The organism is Lactobacillus sp. B4007, assembly GCF_026535895.1.
GTDB classification, from domain to species: domain Bacteria; phylum Bacillota; class Bacilli; order Lactobacillales; family Lactobacillaceae; genus Lactobacillus; species Lactobacillus panisapium.
The window spans coordinates 55,936-72,176 of sequence record NZ_JAFNPA010000003.1 but is presented as its reverse complement, the minus strand read 5'-3'; the positions used below and the strand labels follow the sequence as shown (position 1 = coordinate 72,176).

The following is a 16,241-nucleotide window of genomic DNA, read 5'->3' as shown; positions in this document are numbered from 1 at the left end:
TTCCTCCTAAATATCGTTTTTATTTAATGATTAACGCATTTGAGAGAGCATCTGTTTGATGCGCTTCAAGTCGCTGCGTGAAACTAATGCAGCCTTTCTCAAATGACGACGTTGTTTCTTAGTCTTGCCATGGAAACGGTGACCAGTAAAAGCGTGATGACGCTTTAATTGACCAGAAGCAGTTCTTTTGAAACGCTTAGCAGAAGCGCGGTGGGTTTTCATTTTAGGCATTTTCTAATTCCTCCAAATTAACTTTAATTATTTTTTATCACTCTTGGGAGCAAGCATTAAAAACATTGACCGACCTTCCATCTTCGGTTTGCTAATCACTGTAGCAATATCTGAAGTGGCTTCGGCCATCTTTTCTAATACTTCGCGACCTAATTCCTTATGAGTAATTGCTCGACCCCTGAACCTGATTGAAACACGAACTTTAGCTTCCTCTTTAGTAAGGAACTTCCGAGCGTGTTTTAATTTAGTGTTGAAATCATTGCCTTCAATTGTTGGACTTAAACGGATTTCCTTTACACTGACGGTTTTGGACTTCTTACGAGATTCCTTAACCTTCTTTTGTTGTTCAAACCGGTACTTACCGTAATCCATAATGCGGGCAACTGGTGGCTTGGCATTAGGCGAAATTAGAACTAAATCTAAACTTGCAACATTAGCTTGGCGCAAAGCTTCAGCCTTTGTTACAACACCAACTTGTTCACCATCTTCATTAATTAAACGAACCTCGCGAGCGCGTATTTGGTCGTTTAATATCAAATTCTTTGGTATAATTCTTCACCTCCATGTTAATTTGAGGACAAGAAAAAGGCGGGTAAGAAGTTACCCGCCTTTAATCAACAGAAAATATCGATTAGCCCAGAGGTCAACTTAACTTAGGCGAGAAGCGGGAAAGCTTCTTCTTGTTCTCAACTAAAGTGATTATACGCTTTACTACTTATTAAGTCAATATAAAAAGCGCAAATCGGTTATTAGACTTAAATCAAATCTTATCTCTAATTATTATACCAGAATTATTTATTTCATTTACATAATCACATTTTTGCCAAACATTTTGATCATGCGTAGCAATTATGATTGTTGCCGCAGGATCAAATCCGGTTAACAATGTTTTTAAAACAACTTGGCCGTTTTCTGCGTCGAGGGAGCCTGTTGGCTCATCAGCAAAGATTACTTTAGGTGATTTTAAAATTATTCGAGCCAAGGCTACTCGTTGTTGTTCTCCGCCACTAAGTGTATAAACTTTTTGCTTCAACTGTAGCTTATTTAACCCAACATGAGAAAGAGCATTCTTCATTTTAGTCTCTTTTGCAGATTTAGATAGCTTTTGATTAGCAAAACTTAAGTCCAGATTTTGTCTAACCGTTTCGGTATCAATTAAACCAAAATTCTGAAAAATAAAGCCGAAATAATCACGGTACATTTTTTTGCGACTTTTAGAATTAACCTTGATATCAGCGACCTTCACCTCTCCCGCAGTGGGCCTTTCTAAACCACTCAAAAGATTTAACAACGTTGTCTTACCGGCTCCACTTTTACCAACAATGGCATAACTTTTACCAGACTTAAGATTGCAATTTATATCGTTAAAAATAATTTTATCGTTAAATTTCTTAGTAAGATGTTCTACTTTAATCATTTAGACTCCTAGTTTCCACGGTTAAGCGAAGTTAATAGGTCACGTTGCGCTTGGTAATATGTCAGCCAAATAATAATTGCTTCAAGCAAAAGATAGCCTAGACCATATGACAGTAGATTTAAGCGATTTAAGCCAGCTAAAGTAACCGTAATAATCAATATATCAAGTATTAAATTACCCGTTAAAAATGTTCCAACAAGTTTGGCATTTGATTTGCCAAATACTTGGTATACTGCAATTTTACGACGATTATTCTGCAAGAATGTTGAACTAACAAACAAGATGATAAAAATAAGTTGCAGAAGCGTCAAAACAGTTGTAATGGTCAACATGAGTATTTGTTTATTAGCTCTAATATTATAGTCCCATAATAGTGTCTGTCGACTAGTTATACTGACAACATATGGATTCAATCCTAGCTGCTTAACTAATTTTTTCAGTTCCTTAAGGTGAAGAAACTGAATTGTTCCTTGGCTAATAGTCGCCAGATAAAAATCATCGGAAAGCTGCTTATCATTTGTAACGGCAATCAAGGGATCTGTTGAGATTGACGATAAAATATCGTATACAACCGTATAATTAAAAATTTTCTGGCCGCTCGCAATTGGTATTACCTGAATCTGTGGATGGAGAACTTTTGAATAGTAATTGGGAAGAGTGTTTTGAGTGTTAATAAAAGAGCGCAGTTGTTTTTTTGCCGTTCTTACTTGATCTAAGCGATTCTTTGGTACCAGAAGCATAATTTGATGCTTATCTATCTTGGACAGTTTAGGTTTAAGTTCACTATTTTTAATAAAATTATGATTGGCAATAATCACATTTCCACTATCTTGGGGGTTAGTTGTACGTATTCCTGGTTGAAACTGTTGTGAATTTTGCGCGACAATCACGTCTGATGCCTGTACAACCAACTGATGGGCTTTTTTAGCTACTTTTTGATCCTCATTATGATCATTAACATTCCAGCCCAACCCTAGTAAATAACTATTTTTTTGTCTGTGCCATTTCTTAACAATACTTTGATCTCTGTCATAGAGTTCATGATGATTGAGCAAAGTTGCCACGTTAACTATCATTAAGGCTAAAATAGCTATTTTTAATACATACCCAATTAGGAGAAATGAGTGAGCACTCTCTTCTCCTTTAATTGCCAAATACGGATTCATTAAAGCCAAAACCACGTAAGAAATGCTATTTAACAGGAAAAAGCTAGCAAATAATATTAATAAAAGAACTGATAGATATGGCAAAAAGAACCGCCAGCCACTTGCTGTAAAAGTCTTAAGACTCCAAATAATCGTCATCAGGATGATTATGCCAAAGGAAGCTTCCAACAGTGCAGATTCATTTTTCAGATCATGCTTAAACATTTGCCAATTGCTTAGACCATTAATTTTCATCACGGCGTATGCTTTAAAACGGTAAAGCTTTTCTAGTACCATGACAATAAATAGTACTCCAATTATTCCCATTCCAACGATCAAATCAAATTGCGTAACATTTTCTAAAAATATCATCAACAAGGTTTTTGGAGTCAATGAGGTATCTTCAACTTGTATCAAAAATTGGTTTTTCCTGAGCCATGATACCAAGTGCTTTAATGATTTCCCTTTAGCATTAGTCGAGTATAAACCATACATATCTTCTAGCATAAGTTCTTTATCAGTTAGCTTTTTAATGGATTCATTTTGATAAAGTGAAAAGTCATTACTATTACCGTCAAAATCATAAACTATTTTTGTGCGATGGCCGTTAAAATTATTAATTCGCATTTTAACCAAAGAAACATTTTCATTACGAGTAAATTTCTTCAAGATAGCAAAAAAAGCTTTTTTATTGTGCTTCTTATTCCATTTTTTAGTGTCTTTAATTCTTTTATTAATCGGCTTTGAAGCATAAATGTTTATAATAGTAGAATTATTTGGAATGGAATTATTATCGTATTCACGCATGAATCCAGCAAAGAAAATAGCTGTAACGATTGTTATTATCGTATAAAGCAAGATTTTTATTTTTCGAAGCATTTTCAACCCCTAATTACTATTGCAAACCCACTGGCCTTATTTAACAATTTAACTTATGCAAATCGTAAAGATATGCTTGACCATCTTTATAAGTTTAACTTTATCATACTAGTTTAAATTAGACCATTTACCTTCCAAAAGCTGCTAAAAATTAAATAAACAAAAAAGCCGCTTTTTAGAAAAACGACTTTTTCATACTAACTTGTTTTTATTAAAATATTTAAATGTTATTTGACTACCTAAACTAATTTAGTTTGCCATGTGGCGGTGCAAATAGCTACCTGCCATCGACAACGTAAAACAGATTATGAAATATAGCAGTGTTAATGCTGCAAACATTGGCACAATGTAATTAGCATTTTGGCCATAAATCACTTGTGCATGCTGCATTAACTCTGGAACCACGATAATCGTGGCTAATGATGTATCTTTAATTAAAGAAACGAACTGGCCAATGATAGTTGGAATCATGTGCCGGTACGCTTGCGGCAAAACCACGTGCCACAGAGCCTGAACGAATGACATCCCGGTTGAACGAGCACCTTCTATTTGACCAACCGCGACTGATTGAATCCCGGAGCGGACAATTTCCGCTAGCATGCTTGATTCAAAGATTGTCATTGCAATTACTGCTGAAAGAATTGCACCCGGTCTTAAACCGATATTGGGAAGACCAAAGTAAGTAAAGAAAATAATCAACAATAAGGGTAAGTTACGAACTAAATCAACCACAAAACCAATAATTGCTGAAATAAACTTTATTTTAGAGTAACGGATAATACCTAAAATTGAGCCTAAAACAAAGCTTAGCACAATCGCAATTACTGAAATAAATAATGTCACGGCTAAACCTTTTAGTAGAAAGCCAAAGTTTAGCCAAGATAAAGCTTCAATCCATGTTTGCATCTTTTTAGTCGCCTCCCTTAAGCTAACTTCTTTTCTAAATATTGCATGTAGTAGCTCAGTGGCATGGTGATGAGCAAGTATAAGACACCAATTACCAAGTAACTGTTGATTGTATCAAAAGTAACAGACGCAATTGCATTTGCCTGATACATTAAGTCAAATCCTGCCACAAATGCCAGTATTGAAGAGTCTTTGATCAGATTGACAAATTGATTGCCTAAAGGTGGAATCACAATTTTTATCGCTTGTGGCAAAACAATATACTGCATTGCCTGCTTATACGTCATTCCAGTTGAACGAGCTCCCTCCATCTGTCCACTTGACACAGATTGAATACCTGAGCGAATGATTTCAGCAATAAAAGCCGCTGTATAAAGGAATAAGCCAATAGTTCCAGCAGTAAAGCCGTCCATTTGCACAAAGTACTTGGGAACAATCAAGTAAAAGAACATTACGATAATTAGTAAGGGAATATTTCGAAAAATTTCGACATACGTCTTACCTATTTTATTAGCAAACTTATTCGGAATAACTTCTAATAATGCTATTAACACGCCAAAGATTAAGCTAAAAATCAGTGTTAATAAACTGGCCAATAGCGTCCAGCCAAAACCATCAAAAAGCTGATTACCAAAGTGACTGAAAATATTAATCATTTGTAATACATCTCCTTATAGTTAAAACCTGGTACTTGACCAAACCACTTCTTGATTAATCGGTTATATTCACCACTACTGTAAATATGGTCAATCGCACGATTAATTGCTTTATGAAATGGTTCCTGATTTTTATTAACTGCAATACCATACGGCTCCTTGGTAAAAGTACCGCCGCGAACTTCTAAACTGTCTGGGCTTTGAGCGGCTAAACCATATAAAACACCGTTATCACTTGTTAAGGCATCACCTTGATGTGATTTCAAAGCGGAAACTGCTTGACCATAGTCCTGCATGGCCACCACTTTGGCCTTAGGCGCCACTTTTTTGATTACCTCAACAGAATTGTCGCCCACGATTCCGATAACCGTTTTACCATTCAAATCGCTTGCTTTTCTAATTTTAGAACCTTTAGGGACTAGTAAAGACTTACCTGCCTGAAAATAAGATTTAGAAAAACTAATCACTTTAGCCCGTTCTGGGGTGATTGTTAGTGTCGCAATCACCGCATCAACATTGCCGTTTTTGAGCAAAGGAATCCTTGATTGTGAAGTTGCCAAAGTAAATTTTGCTTGACCCTTAGGGCCTAAAATTTCTTTGGTTATTGCCTTTGCCATATCAATATCAAAGCCTTTTTCTTGGTCATCTCTAATATCAATTAAACTAAATAATCTTTTATCACCTTCAACAGCCCAAGTTATTGTATTGGTGGAACGAACGTTTTTTAAAGCTGACTGATCAGTCACTTTCTTACCACAACCAGTCAGCACGAACGCACTGAAAATTATGACTAGGGGCCACAGTAGTTTTTTCATGCTGGCCACCTCCTAGTGCGAAATAATTTTGCTCAGAAATTGCCGAGCTCGTTCTGTCTTAGGCTGTTTGAAGAAAGCCTGACTTTCATCATCTTCTACGATATGACCCTGGTCCATAAAGATAACCCGGTTAGCAACTTCCTTGGCAAAACCCATTTCGTGGGTCACAATCAGCGATGTCATATCACTTGCTGAAGTTACCTTTTTAATTACCTGTAAAACATCGTCAATCATTTCTGGATCAAGAGCTGAAGTAGGTTCATCAAATAAGAGTAATTTAGGTCGCATGGCTAAAGAGCGTGCAATCGCAACTCTTTGCTTTTGACCACCAGATATTTGAGCAGGCATATTTTGCGCCTTATCTTCTAGGCCAACCATTTTAAGTAAATCCATCGCCTGCTTTTTATTTTCTTCTTCCGGCATATGGCTAACTATGCGTGGTGCAAGCATAATATTTTCTAACACATTTTTATTTTTATAAAGGTTAAAGTGTTGAAATACCATTCCTACATCTTGACGCAATCGATTCGAATCGGTCTTAGGATTTGATAAATCTTGATTATTAACTATTAACTTGCCGCCCTGAATTGATTCCAAACGATTGACCGTACGAATTAGTGTACTTTTACCCGAGCCAGAAGGACCGATTAAAACTACTGTTTCACCCTTATCTATCTCCAAATTAATATCGTGTAAAGCGTGAAATTTTCCGTAATATTTTTGCACGTCGTGAAATTCTATCATTGACATTTTTAGTGCTCCTTTGTGTTATGCCGATCATTAACCAACTAAAACACATCATGCTTTTCTTAACAATTGATTGAAAAATCAAAAGTGCATCCCGTCAACACTACATTTTGTTACCCGACCTGCAAAGTTCCAGCAGATTTTATCATTAATGTTCAAGTTGCTATTCTACAATTGTTGGCCTCTTAAATAAGTAATTAAAATTTAAATTTGCTATTTTAGTCATTTCTTGAATATGACTTAACATCTTGTTTAATTTCGGATAAGAATTCGTCAAAGCTCTTAGCTACTTCTTCTTCGGTACCATAGCGACGAACGTTGACATTATTTGCTTCCATTTCCTTGTCACCCAAAACTAAGGTATATGGTACTTTTTGGGTTTGCGATTCACGAATCTTATAGCCCAATTTCTCATTGCGCAGATCAGCTTCAGCCCTGAAACCTTGCTTGTTGAGTTCATCACGAACCTTCTTAGCATACTCTGAATGAGCATCGAGATTGACTGGAATTACTTCCACTTGAACTGGTGCAAGCCAAGTTGGGAAAGCACCCTTATAAATTTCAATCAGATAAGCAATGAAACGTTCCATCGTACCAACGATTCCGCGGTGAATCATGACTGGACGGTGTTCTTCACCATCTTGACCCACATAAGATAAGTTGAAGCGTTCTGGCAACATAAAGTCTAATTGAATAGTTGACATCGTTTCGTCTGCACCCAAGGCAGTCTTAGTCTGAATATCAAGCTTAGGACCGTAAAAGGCAGCTTCACCTTCTGCTTCAACGTAGTCAAGACCCATATCATCCATTGCCTTTTTCAGCATTGATTGACTTCTTTCCCACATTTCATCATTAGCAAAGTACTTCTCGGTGTTCTTTGGATCACGATATGAAAGTCTAAAGTAGTAATCAGTGATATCAAAGTCCTTGTATACTTCCATGATCAATTTCAAGATCTTCGAAAATTCTTCTTGAACTTGATCAAGAGTTACAAATGTATGACCATCATTTAAAGTCATTTCCCGAACACGTTGCAAACCAGATAAAGCACCGGATTTTTCGTAACGATGCATCATTCCCAATTCAGCAATTCTAATAGGTAATTCACGGTATGAACGAATATGATGCTTGTAAATTTGAATATGTGATGGGCAGTTCATTGGCCGAAGTTCAAGCATTTCACCGTCACCCATGTCCATTGGTGGAAACATATCATCACGGTAATGTGCCCAGTGACCTGAAGTCTTATACGCATCAACGTTCATTAAGACTGGCGTATAAACATGTTGGTAACCATCAGCGACTTCCTTATCGATAATATAGCGTTCAACAACGCGACGAATTGTTGCTCCCTTTGGCATCCAGTAAGGAAGACCAGCTCCAACCTTAGGATCAACAAAGAATAAGTCTAAATCACGGCCAATTGTTCGGTGATCACGCTCTTTGATCTCTTCACGGCGCTTAATGTCAGCGTCAAGATCTGCTTTTTTAAAGAAGGCAGTTCCGGAGATTCGTTGAAGCATTGGGTTAGAAGATTGACCTTGCCAGTATGCGCCGGCAACAGATAGTAACTTAAATTGCTTAATTTTACCTGTATTTGGCAAAAGTGCTTCAAAACCAAAATCAACAAAGTCGCCTAGCTTGTATGCGTGGACTTCTTCATTTTCTTCTTTTAATAATTCTAATTTAAACGGATCATCCTGATATCTGTCAGCTAATTCTGCTTTTGGTAAAATTACTGATTCAATTTTTTCACCAGCTTTAACCACCTTTTTGACAGCATTTTCTAGTTGTGGCAGTTCACTGATTTTAATTTGGTTTTCCTTGTCAGTATCAACGAAAAAGCCATCATCATCAGCTGCATGTTCTCCAAAATGAAGTTCAGGATATGCCTTTTTAGCAACAGCTTCAAATACAAATGCCACCGTTGCACGCAAAACAGCTAAACCTTCTTCATCTTTATCAGTAATAATTGCCACTTGGGCATCTTGGTTAAGTTCAAAGTCAACCGGCTGCAGCTTGCCATCAACTTTTCCGGCTAATGCCGCCTTACCAAGTGAAGTTGAAATGCCGTGTGCTAATTCACCGATTGTAATTGCCTGGTCAAATTCACGCTTTGATCCGTCTGGCAAAGTAATTGAAAAACCCATATATACCTCCAAAACTAAAAACAAAAAAGTCCCAGTGCACTTAATTGCACTGGGACGCATTTAACGTGGTTCCACCCAAAATTCAGTTAGTCAGACTAACCCTCTTAATATGAATTGATAGTGGAATTCACCCATTTTAATTACTTTTTAAGTTTGAATGATTGGGGTAAAACTCATTTGTGCAACTTCCAGAATACTGTTCCACTCTCTGAATTGAGTCCTATCATGTTCATTCATTGCATATTATTATACATGCTTAATTAGTAATTGCAAGAAATTTTTAAAATTAAGTGAGTAAAATGTGTGATCTAGAATTTATCAGAACTCTAATCACTCTTGTAACTCGCGCACTAGGTCCCTTTTTCAACAAAAATCAAAAAAATCTTAACGCCGCCTGTTTGGTCCAGAAACAATGACTTCTTTAGCCAAAGTACGTACTCGTTCCATCAATCTGGCAGCCTTAATTGGATCAATGGCATTTTTGGTTTCTTTGAAGTGCTCTTCCAAATCATCCATTGAAAAGTTGGAAGAGAAAAATGTCGGTAGTTGATTATCCATTCTTGATTGCAAAATAACAGCTAAAACTTCATCGCGTGACCACTGGCTCAAATTTTCAGCGCCAATATCATCCATAATTAATACATCACAGTTTGCAATCCGGTTAATTTCAGTCATTAGACTATTATCATTAAAGTGACTGGATAAGCTAGCAATAAAATTAGGAACATGCATAAAGATGACATACTTATTCATCATCGCTAAAGAATTAGCTAAACCGGCCAAGATAAATGTTTTACCGACACCAAAGTTACCGGATAAATACAGGCCTTTTTGATGCGCATTCTGTGAGTAAGCTGTCAAAAATTGCCCAATCTCAGCCATTGCTTGCTGGCGCTGCGGTGTTATTTCCACCTGACTTAAACGAACATCATGCAAGCTGCTAGGCAAATTAATTAAGCGCAAGTGCTTTTTAGCTGCAAGTTCACGATCATGTTCCAACTTGCTATTTTCAGGAGCATAAATGATATCAATTGCATTCGTATTCAAGATTAATTTAGGCCGATAACCCTTGGTCACTGGATCTTTTTTATTCTGCTGATCTAGGTAAAATTCGAATAAAGCAGACATGCTTTTATCAATCATTTCAGAGGTGATTTTATCTTGATTTTCACTAATAAACTGTTTAATTTTTGGCTCGGATAGAATCTCGGCCCGAATCTTAGCTACATCAAGATGGTCGGCTTTTTTCTTGTCTAAAAAATTATTGATTGACTTCATTTTTTCACCTACTTCATGCCATTTTGATCTTCAAATTTTTTGAAAAAGTCTTTTAAGTCAGCTGAAGAAACATCAGACTTAACACTAGATTTTTTCTTACTCCAATCAGTACCTTTTTCAACGCGTTTATTTTGCACATAACGGGGGTACTTAACCTTATTTTGCTCCCTTTTTTGCATATATTCAATTGCTTGGGCCCCATCTTTAACACCATGTTGAAGCCAATCATGTAAAATCCGATTAGCCAAGCGGTATGAAATATTCGGTGCACTTTTTAAGCAGGCATAAGTTAAGATATTAAGCAAATCAGCTGGGATTCCCTTTTCATTATATAAACTATCAAGTACTTTATATTCACTGGCATCAACATAATCATGCCGATCAGTCTTCAACCGGTACAAAAATTGAGCTGGTGATTTACTTTTAGCTAGTTGCAATACTTGCTGCTCATTTTTACTCAATTTAGCATTTATCGGTTGATCATCATTATATTTCTTAGTCTCTTGCTTAATTCGAGCCCTAGTATGAGAGCCGTGAATTCCACTAGCAATCGCTTGTTTAATTTGCACCATATCCAAGTGATAATCACCGTGAATACTTGTCAGGGCCTCATCGACAAATTCTTGTTCTGTTAACCCGTAAGTACGCATTACAGAGCGGATTGCTTCCCGATTACGGTCAATCTCCGTTCCTGGAATCTGGTAAATTTCAAATTGCTGTTTCATGAAATTCCAGTCAACCGTATCATGCTCATTAATAGTAGCTTTGATATTATTGTCTGTTTTATTTTCTTTTGCGGCATATTTGACATCAACTGAAGGCTCAATTGCTTCTTGCTCAGGCAAACGAAAAACTTCCATAAACGAAGCAGAGATATCATCAGCATTCTGCATACCATTAACTTGGTTCTGCTTAGACTTACTTTCACGAGCAAAATCTTTACTTAATTTTTGAAAGGCAGAAATACCAACTTTTTCTTTAAGTAAGCTTGCTAAAAGAGGCGTTGAAAAAAATTCACTGCTGCTAGGGATGCAGGTTAAGCGAAAAACAAGCACTTGTCCCATGATTTCATTATTAAGTAAACGCGTCTGAACTAGGCCAACGCCCTCGAGCTTATGTAAAGCAGAAAATAAGTGCTTAACATCACAGTCAAGCTGTTCTTGTAGAGCATAAATACCCGTTGAGTCCGATAGCATTGCATGCGCATTAAAGTCCTCATTTAAACTAAAATATAAGGAAAATGCTAGTGAACCAATCAACGGCTGATAAAGTTTAACCAGAACCCGCACATCTTCTGGGAAAATATCAACTCGGTTAGCAATAAAAAATGGTTGTTTGGGATTAGGGGTCTCAAACATTTCTAGTTCCCCTTCTCTCGCTTAGCAATCATATCCTCCATTGTTTTCATGAAACTAGACATATCTTTAAATTCACGGTAAATGGAAGCAAAGCGAATGTAAGCAACATCATCTAGTTCAGCCAATTCATCCATCACTAGTTGACCGATTTTCTTCGAAGAAATCTCACTTACTCCCTGCTGTCTAACCTTATTTTCAACGTGATCAACCAATTGCTCGAACTGCGAGCTTGTAATTGGACGCTTTTGACCAGCTGCCATGACACCATGCAAAATCTTTTTTCGGTTAAAAGGTTCCCGGGTATTGTCATTTTTGATTACCAATAATGGTGTTGTTTCAATTCGCTCAAAAGTAGTAAACCGATAACCACAGTTTTCGCATTCACGCCGTCTTCTAATAGCACGATTTTCATCACTCGGTCGAGAATCAATCACGCGCGAGGCATTTTGCCGACAATTAGGACATTCCATACTGGTCCTCCTTTATTAATTTAAGTAGCAACTCGTTTAATTTGTCTTCTAGTTCTTTTATTGTACCAGTATTTGTAACAACATAATCAGCTAATTTTTGCTTTTGCGCTAAAGGCATCTGACTATTAATTCGCTTTAATGCTTCAGCTTCAGTTATGTGATTGCGCGCCATCAAGCGTTTTACTTGCATTTTTTCAGGTACAGCAATCAGCAAACTGCGGTCACAATAGCTTAAACCACCTGACTCAAATAATAACGGTGCATCTACTATGATAAGTGGCTCATTTTCCTGTTTATGTTGGCTAATTTTAGTCTCGATTTCTTGAAAAATCAACGGGTGGGTAATTTCATTTAATTTAGCTAAGTCTTTAGGTGAATTAAAAACTAATTTACCTAACTTTGCGCGATCAATTGTTTTGTTTGCTGCTAAATACTGATCGCCAAAATAATTAATTACTAAATTGTAGCCCTTTTCACCTATATCTAAAATATGGTGAGCAATTAAATCACTATCAATTACTGGAATATGCTTTTTTATAAAAAAGCTATCAGCTGTACTTTTACCGCTAGCTATTCCCCCAGTAAGACCTAAGACAATGGTCATTGATAATTCACCTGACATTTAGGACAATATGTTGTTCCACGACCATTTACCTTAATTTTTTCAAGAGGGGTTCCACATCTTGCACATGGTTCACCTTTATGTCCGTATACCCGCAACATTTTCTGAAAGCCGCCAGTTTCACCATTAGCATCCAGATAAGTGTGCACGGTTGTCCCACGCTCAGCAATAGCTAATTTGATCAAAGAATTAATATTGTCATGCAATTGTTTCACTCTGGAAGGTGGAATCTTATTGGCCATACTTAACGGATGAATTCTAGTTAGCCATAAAACTTCATCGACATAAATATTGCCCAAACCGGCAACTACAGATTGATCAAGAAGCGTATTTTTAATATTTTTCTTTTTATGCTTAAGACAATTTGCAAAATAAGCAACCGTGAATTTATGAGAATTAGGTTCAAAGCCCAGTTTACTAATTCCTGTTGTTCTTTTTTCTGTTCCAGTTTTAACTAATTGCATTCGGCCAAATTTGCGGACATCATTATAACGCAAGGCTGTATTATCGGTAAAAGCAAACTGCACGTGATCATGTTTATCTTTCGGTGCAGCCACGTCAACTAGACGATACTTTCCTTCCATGCGTAAATGGGAAACTACAGTTAAATCATTCGTCAGCCGAATCAATAAATACTTTGCATACCGGTCAATTGCCACTACTTCTTGACCCGTAAGCTTTTGAACGAATTCTGTTGGATCACTAGCAATAATTTTGGGATACCACAGCGTGATTTCTTTAATCGTTTTTCCTTTAATTAAGGGGAGAAGAGTACGGCGAACCGTTTCTACTTCCGGCATTTCTGGCATTTATTATTACTCCTTATTTTGCATCAAACCAATTATGACCGTACCCTGAATCAGCGACAAGCGGAATATCAAGAGTAACGGCAGACTGCATTACCTCTGGGACAATCTTTTTAATTGTTTCTATCTCATCTTTTGGCACATCAAAAATCAACTCATCATGAACCTGAACCACCATTTTAGTCTTAAGGTGTAAATCATTCAATTTCTTCTGCATATTGATCATCGCAATTTTAATAATATCAGCAGCGGAACCCTGAATTGGTGAGTTAATTGCAGTCCTTTCCGCAAAAGACCGCACATTATAATTCTTTGCATGAATGTCAGGCAAGTACCGTCTTCTATGCATAATTGTTTCTGCGTAACCTTTTTCGCGAGCAAATTTAACGGCCTTATCCATATATTCTCTAATTTGCGGGTATTGCTCAAAATAATTATCGATAAATTCTTTGGCTTGTTTTCTACTAATATTCAGATTTTTCGATAAGCCATAATCCGAAATACCATAGACAATACCAAAATTGACTGCCTTTGCTCTGCGCCGCATTAATGGCGTAACATCATCGGTTGACTTCAAGTGGAATATTTTCATTGCGGTATGAGCGTGAATATCGTAGCCGGTCCTGAATGCTTCTTGCATTTGTTCATCACCAGAAACTTGAGCCAAAACACGCAATTCAATTTGAGAATAATCACAAGAAAAGATATAACCATCAGGGTCACTTGGAACAAAAGCCTTTCGAATTTGCTTACCTTCCTCTGTTCTCGTCGGAATGTTTTGTAAATTAGGATCAACCGAAGATAGGCGTCCAGTTGCCGTTAGAGTTTGCAGATACCGTGTATGAACTCGACCATCTTTTTGAATAACATCTAGCAGGCCATTAACATAAGTTGACTGAATCTTAGCAATTTGCCGGTAAGAAAGGATTTGCCCGATAATTGGATTTTCATCTTTTAACTGGTTCAAGACATCAACTGATGTTGAATAACCGGTTTTAGTCTTTTTAATTGGCTTAAGGCCCATTTTTTCAAACAGAATATGACCAAGTTGTTTCGGCGAATTAATATTAAATTCTTCACCAGCCTCATCATAAATCTGCTTTTCCATCTTTTTAAGTTCAACAGCAAATTCATCTTGCAGCTCAGTTAAAGTATCAGCCTGAACCTTGATTCCATTTATTTCCATAATCGCTAAAACGCGTGCCACTGGAATTTCGATACTTGCAAACAAATCATCCTGTTCATGCTCTTTTAGTTTGGCAAGCAGCTTTTCTTTCAAGGTTTCAATTGCTTCGACTTTGGTGGCTAAATGATTATACAGCACATCGTCATCAGTAGGAATCTTTTCACTTTTACCTTTGCCATAAACGTCAAGATCACTTCTGACAGTGTCATTCCCATACATCCGGCAGACTTCGGCCATGTCATCCGAATTATTTTCATTATTAATCAAATAAGAAGCTAGCAGCATATCATATTCAATCCCATGTGCGTGGATTCCCAAACGATTGAGCCCCACAGTTGTCCGCTTAAGGTCAAAAACATCTTTGCTAATTTTCTTATCTTCTAAAATCTGTTTTAGCTTGGCATCCTGTAATAGCGTTACGTCGCGACTTAGAAAAATCTGTTTGCTAATCTTAAAGGCAAAACCGACGAACTCGGCCAAATGATAATTTGGTCCCAGCATCCCTAAGTAAAAAATGACCTCATCGCCTTCATTAACCGTAATTTTAGCCAAGTTGTTCTTGGTTAACTCGGTGTATTCCATTTTGACATGCGAATCTTGGGATGTCTCATTTTTACTAGAATCACCGTCAGGAGTTAATTCACTCAAAAACTTGCGGAAATTCATTTTCTCGTAAAAACGCCGCAACTTTTGGTAATCAACCGGCCGTCTTTTAATATCATCAATTCCAATGGTTACTGGCGTATCACAGTTGATCGTAGCCAATTTTTTACCTAACAAGGCTTTATCCTTATCATTAAGCAAATTTTCTTTTAGCTTTGATGCTTTCATGTCATCAATATGATCATATAAGTTTTCAACTGAACCATATTCTTGAATTAACTGCGATGCTTTCTTTGGTCCTACTTTGGTGACACCCGGATAATTGTCCGAGTTATCTCCCATCAAGGCCTTCATATCAATAAATTCAGTTGGGGTAACACCATTAACTTCCTTCATATGTTCAGGCGTATAGGACTCAAGGTTCATCACACCTGACTTGGTTACCATCACCGTAGTGTGCTCAGAAGCAAGCTGCGTTAAATCCTTATCCCCAGTTACGACGGTTACATCAAAACCATTTTTTTCACCAATTTTTGCAAAGGTTCCGATAATATCATCGGCTTCATAGTTTTCTAATTCATAAGTCGAGATGCCTAAATCGTGCAATAGTTCTTGCACATATGGTAGCTGCTCAGAAAGTTCACCTGGGGTTTTTTGTCTGCCACCCTTGTAATCAGCATACATCTTATTTCTAAAAGTAGTTTTACCCGCATCAAAAGCAACTAAAACATGATCTGGCTGAACATTGTTTAAAACAACATCAAGCATATTCTTAAAAGTATAAATGGCATTTGTATGCAATCCTTCAGGGTTTCTGAAATTTTCAAGTTGACGATAAAGTGCATAAAACGCACGAAAGGCAACAGAATTACCATCAATTAAAAGTAATTTTTGATTAGCCATTAGATCTCCTCACAATTATCACTGGTCTTTAATTCAACTACCATTTTACCAGTTTTTACGGCATTCTGG

Annotated in this window: 15 protein-coding genes and 1 other annotated feature; all 15 genes read right to left on the bottom strand. The window is 36.9% G+C overall.

Features of this window, described 5'->3' with window-relative positions; all coding sequences use genetic code 11:
* Nucleotides 1-30: 30 nt before the first annotated feature.
* Nucleotides 31-231: a 50S ribosomal protein L35 gene (rpmI, locus tag J3U54_RS05590; protein ID WP_103751871.1), complete on the bottom strand. Its 201-nt coding sequence runs from the start codon at nucleotides 229-231 to the stop codon at nucleotides 31-33.
* 27 nt (nucleotides 232-258) lie between these two features.
* Entirely contained in the window at nucleotides 259-768 is a 510-nt protein-coding gene (gene infC, locus J3U54_RS05585) for a translation initiation factor IF-3 (protein ID WP_103751872.1), read from the bottom strand.
* Nucleotides 769-805: 37 nt separating this feature from the next.
* Nucleotides 806-919: a sequence feature (ribosomal protein L20 leader region), on the bottom strand.
* 72 nt (nucleotides 920-991) lie between these two features.
* Nucleotides 992-1,648 (bottom strand): ATP-binding cassette domain-containing protein, encoded by a 657-nt coding sequence (locus tag J3U54_RS05580; RefSeq protein ID WP_267385394.1) that lies wholly within the window; start codon nucleotides 1,646-1,648, stop codon nucleotides 992-994.
* A gap of 8 nt (nucleotides 1,649-1,656) precedes the next feature.
* Nucleotides 1,657-3,672 carry a DUF1430 domain-containing protein gene (locus tag J3U54_RS05575; RefSeq protein WP_267385393.1) on the bottom strand — a complete coding sequence of 672 codons (2,016 nt, stop codon included), beginning with the start codon at nucleotides 3,670-3,672 and terminating at the stop codon, nucleotides 1,657-1,659.
* Nucleotides 3,673-3,921: 249 nt separating this feature from the next.
* Nucleotides 3,922-4,578 (bottom strand): amino acid ABC transporter permease, encoded by a 657-nt coding sequence (locus tag J3U54_RS05570; protein WP_103751875.1) that lies wholly within the window; start codon nucleotides 4,576-4,578, stop codon nucleotides 3,922-3,924.
* Nucleotides 4,579-4,595: 17 nt separating this feature from the next.
* The gene (locus J3U54_RS05565; protein ID WP_103751876.1) at nucleotides 4,596-5,234 is read right to left on the bottom strand and encodes an amino acid ABC transporter permease; all 639 of its coding nucleotides are present in this window, start codon (nucleotides 5,232-5,234) and stop codon (nucleotides 4,596-4,598) included.
* Nucleotides 5,231-6,058 carry a transporter substrate-binding domain-containing protein gene (locus tag J3U54_RS05560; RefSeq protein WP_267385392.1) on the bottom strand — a complete coding sequence of 276 codons (828 nt, stop codon included), beginning with the start codon at nucleotides 6,056-6,058 and terminating at the stop codon, nucleotides 5,231-5,233. The genes J3U54_RS05565 and J3U54_RS05560 overlap by 4 nt, the downstream gene beginning before the upstream one ends.
* A 3-nt stretch (nucleotides 6,059-6,061) precedes the next feature.
* On the bottom strand, nucleotides 6,062-6,799 hold the full coding sequence (locus tag J3U54_RS05555) for an amino acid ABC transporter ATP-binding protein (protein ID WP_270262716.1): 738 nt from the start codon (nucleotides 6,797-6,799) through the stop codon (nucleotides 6,062-6,064).
* A gap of 215 nt (nucleotides 6,800-7,014) precedes the next feature.
* Complete coding sequence (gene thrS / locus J3U54_RS05550; RefSeq protein WP_267385391.1) at nucleotides 7,015-8,946, bottom strand: threonine--tRNA ligase; 1,932 nt, start codon at nucleotides 8,944-8,946, stop codon at nucleotides 7,015-7,017.
* Between the two features lie 384 nt (nucleotides 8,947-9,330).
* Nucleotides 9,331-10,224 carry a primosomal protein DnaI gene (dnaI, locus tag J3U54_RS05545; protein WP_103751880.1) on the bottom strand — a complete coding sequence of 298 codons (894 nt, stop codon included), beginning with the start codon at nucleotides 10,222-10,224 and terminating at the stop codon, nucleotides 9,331-9,333.
* A gap of 8 nt (nucleotides 10,225-10,232) precedes the next feature.
* Entirely contained in the window at nucleotides 10,233-11,582 is a 1,350-nt protein-coding gene (locus tag J3U54_RS05540) for a DnaD domain protein (protein WP_267385390.1), read from the bottom strand.
* Nucleotides 11,583-11,584: 2 nt separating this feature from the next.
* Nucleotides 11,585-12,052 carry a transcriptional regulator NrdR gene (nrdR, locus tag J3U54_RS05535; RefSeq protein WP_267385389.1) on the bottom strand — a complete coding sequence of 156 codons (468 nt, stop codon included), beginning with the start codon at nucleotides 12,050-12,052 and terminating at the stop codon, nucleotides 11,585-11,587.
* Complete coding sequence (coaE, locus tag J3U54_RS05530) at nucleotides 12,039-12,656, bottom strand: dephospho-CoA kinase (RefSeq protein WP_267385387.1); 618 nt, start codon at nucleotides 12,654-12,656, stop codon at nucleotides 12,039-12,041. The genes nrdR and coaE overlap by 14 nt, the downstream gene beginning before the upstream one ends.
* The gene (gene mutM / locus J3U54_RS05525; RefSeq protein WP_103751884.1) at nucleotides 12,653-13,483 is read right to left on the bottom strand and encodes a bifunctional DNA-formamidopyrimidine glycosylase/DNA-(apurinic or apyrimidinic site) lyase; all 831 of its coding nucleotides are present in this window, start codon (nucleotides 13,481-13,483) and stop codon (nucleotides 12,653-12,655) included. Before mutM ends, coaE begins: the two co-directional genes overlap by 4 nt.
* 13 nt (nucleotides 13,484-13,496) lie before the next feature.
* Nucleotides 13,497-16,172: a DNA polymerase I gene (gene polA / locus J3U54_RS05520; protein WP_267385386.1), complete on the bottom strand. Its 2,676-nt coding sequence runs from the start codon at nucleotides 16,170-16,172 to the stop codon at nucleotides 13,497-13,499.
* Nucleotides 16,173-16,241 lie beyond the last annotated feature (69 nt).

Excerpts from the sequence above, each read along its gene's own strand:
- rpmI (WP_103751871.1), bottom strand. The coding sequence starts at position 231 with ATGCCTAAAATGAAAACCCACCGCGCTTCTGCTAAGCGTTTCAAAAGA.
- thrS (WP_267385391.1), bottom strand. The coding sequence starts at position 8,946 with ATGGGTTTTTCAATTACTTTGCCAGACGGATCAAAGCGTGAATTTGAC.
- J3U54_RS05580 (WP_267385394.1), bottom strand. The coding sequence starts at position 1,648 with ATGATTAAAGTAGAACATCTTACTAAGAAATTTAACGATAAAATTATT.
- nrdR (WP_267385389.1), bottom strand. The coding sequence starts at position 12,052 with ATGGAATGTCCTAATTGTCGGCAAAATGCCTCGCGCGTGATTGATTCT.
- dnaI (WP_103751880.1), bottom strand. The coding sequence starts at position 10,224 with ATGAAGTCAATCAATAATTTTTTAGACAAGAAAAAAGCCGACCATCTT.
- J3U54_RS05565 (WP_103751876.1), bottom strand. The coding sequence starts at position 5,234 with ATGATTAATATTTTCAGTCACTTTGGTAATCAGCTTTTTGATGGTTTT.
- mutM (WP_103751884.1), bottom strand. The coding sequence starts at position 13,483 with ATGCCAGAAATGCCGGAAGTAGAAACGGTTCGCCGTACTCTTCTCCCC.
- coaE (WP_267385387.1), bottom strand. The coding sequence starts at position 12,656 with ATGACCATTGTCTTAGGTCTTACTGGGGGAATAGCTAGCGGTAAAAGT.
- J3U54_RS05570 (WP_103751875.1), bottom strand. The coding sequence starts at position 4,578 with ATGCAAACATGGATTGAAGCTTTATCTTGGCTAAACTTTGGCTTTCTA.
- J3U54_RS05575 (WP_267385393.1), bottom strand. The coding sequence starts at position 3,672 with ATGCTTCGAAAAATAAAAATCTTGCTTTATACGATAATAACAATCGTT.
- polA (WP_267385386.1), bottom strand. The coding sequence starts at position 16,172 with ATGGCTAATCAAAAATTACTTTTAATTGATGGTAATTCTGTTGCCTTT.
- J3U54_RS05555 (WP_270262716.1), bottom strand. The coding sequence starts at position 6,799 with ATGTCAATGATAGAATTTCACGACGTGCAAAAATATTACGGAAAATTT.
- J3U54_RS05540 (WP_267385390.1), bottom strand. The coding sequence starts at position 11,582 with ATGTTTGAGACCCCTAATCCCAAACAACCATTTTTTATTGCTAACCGA.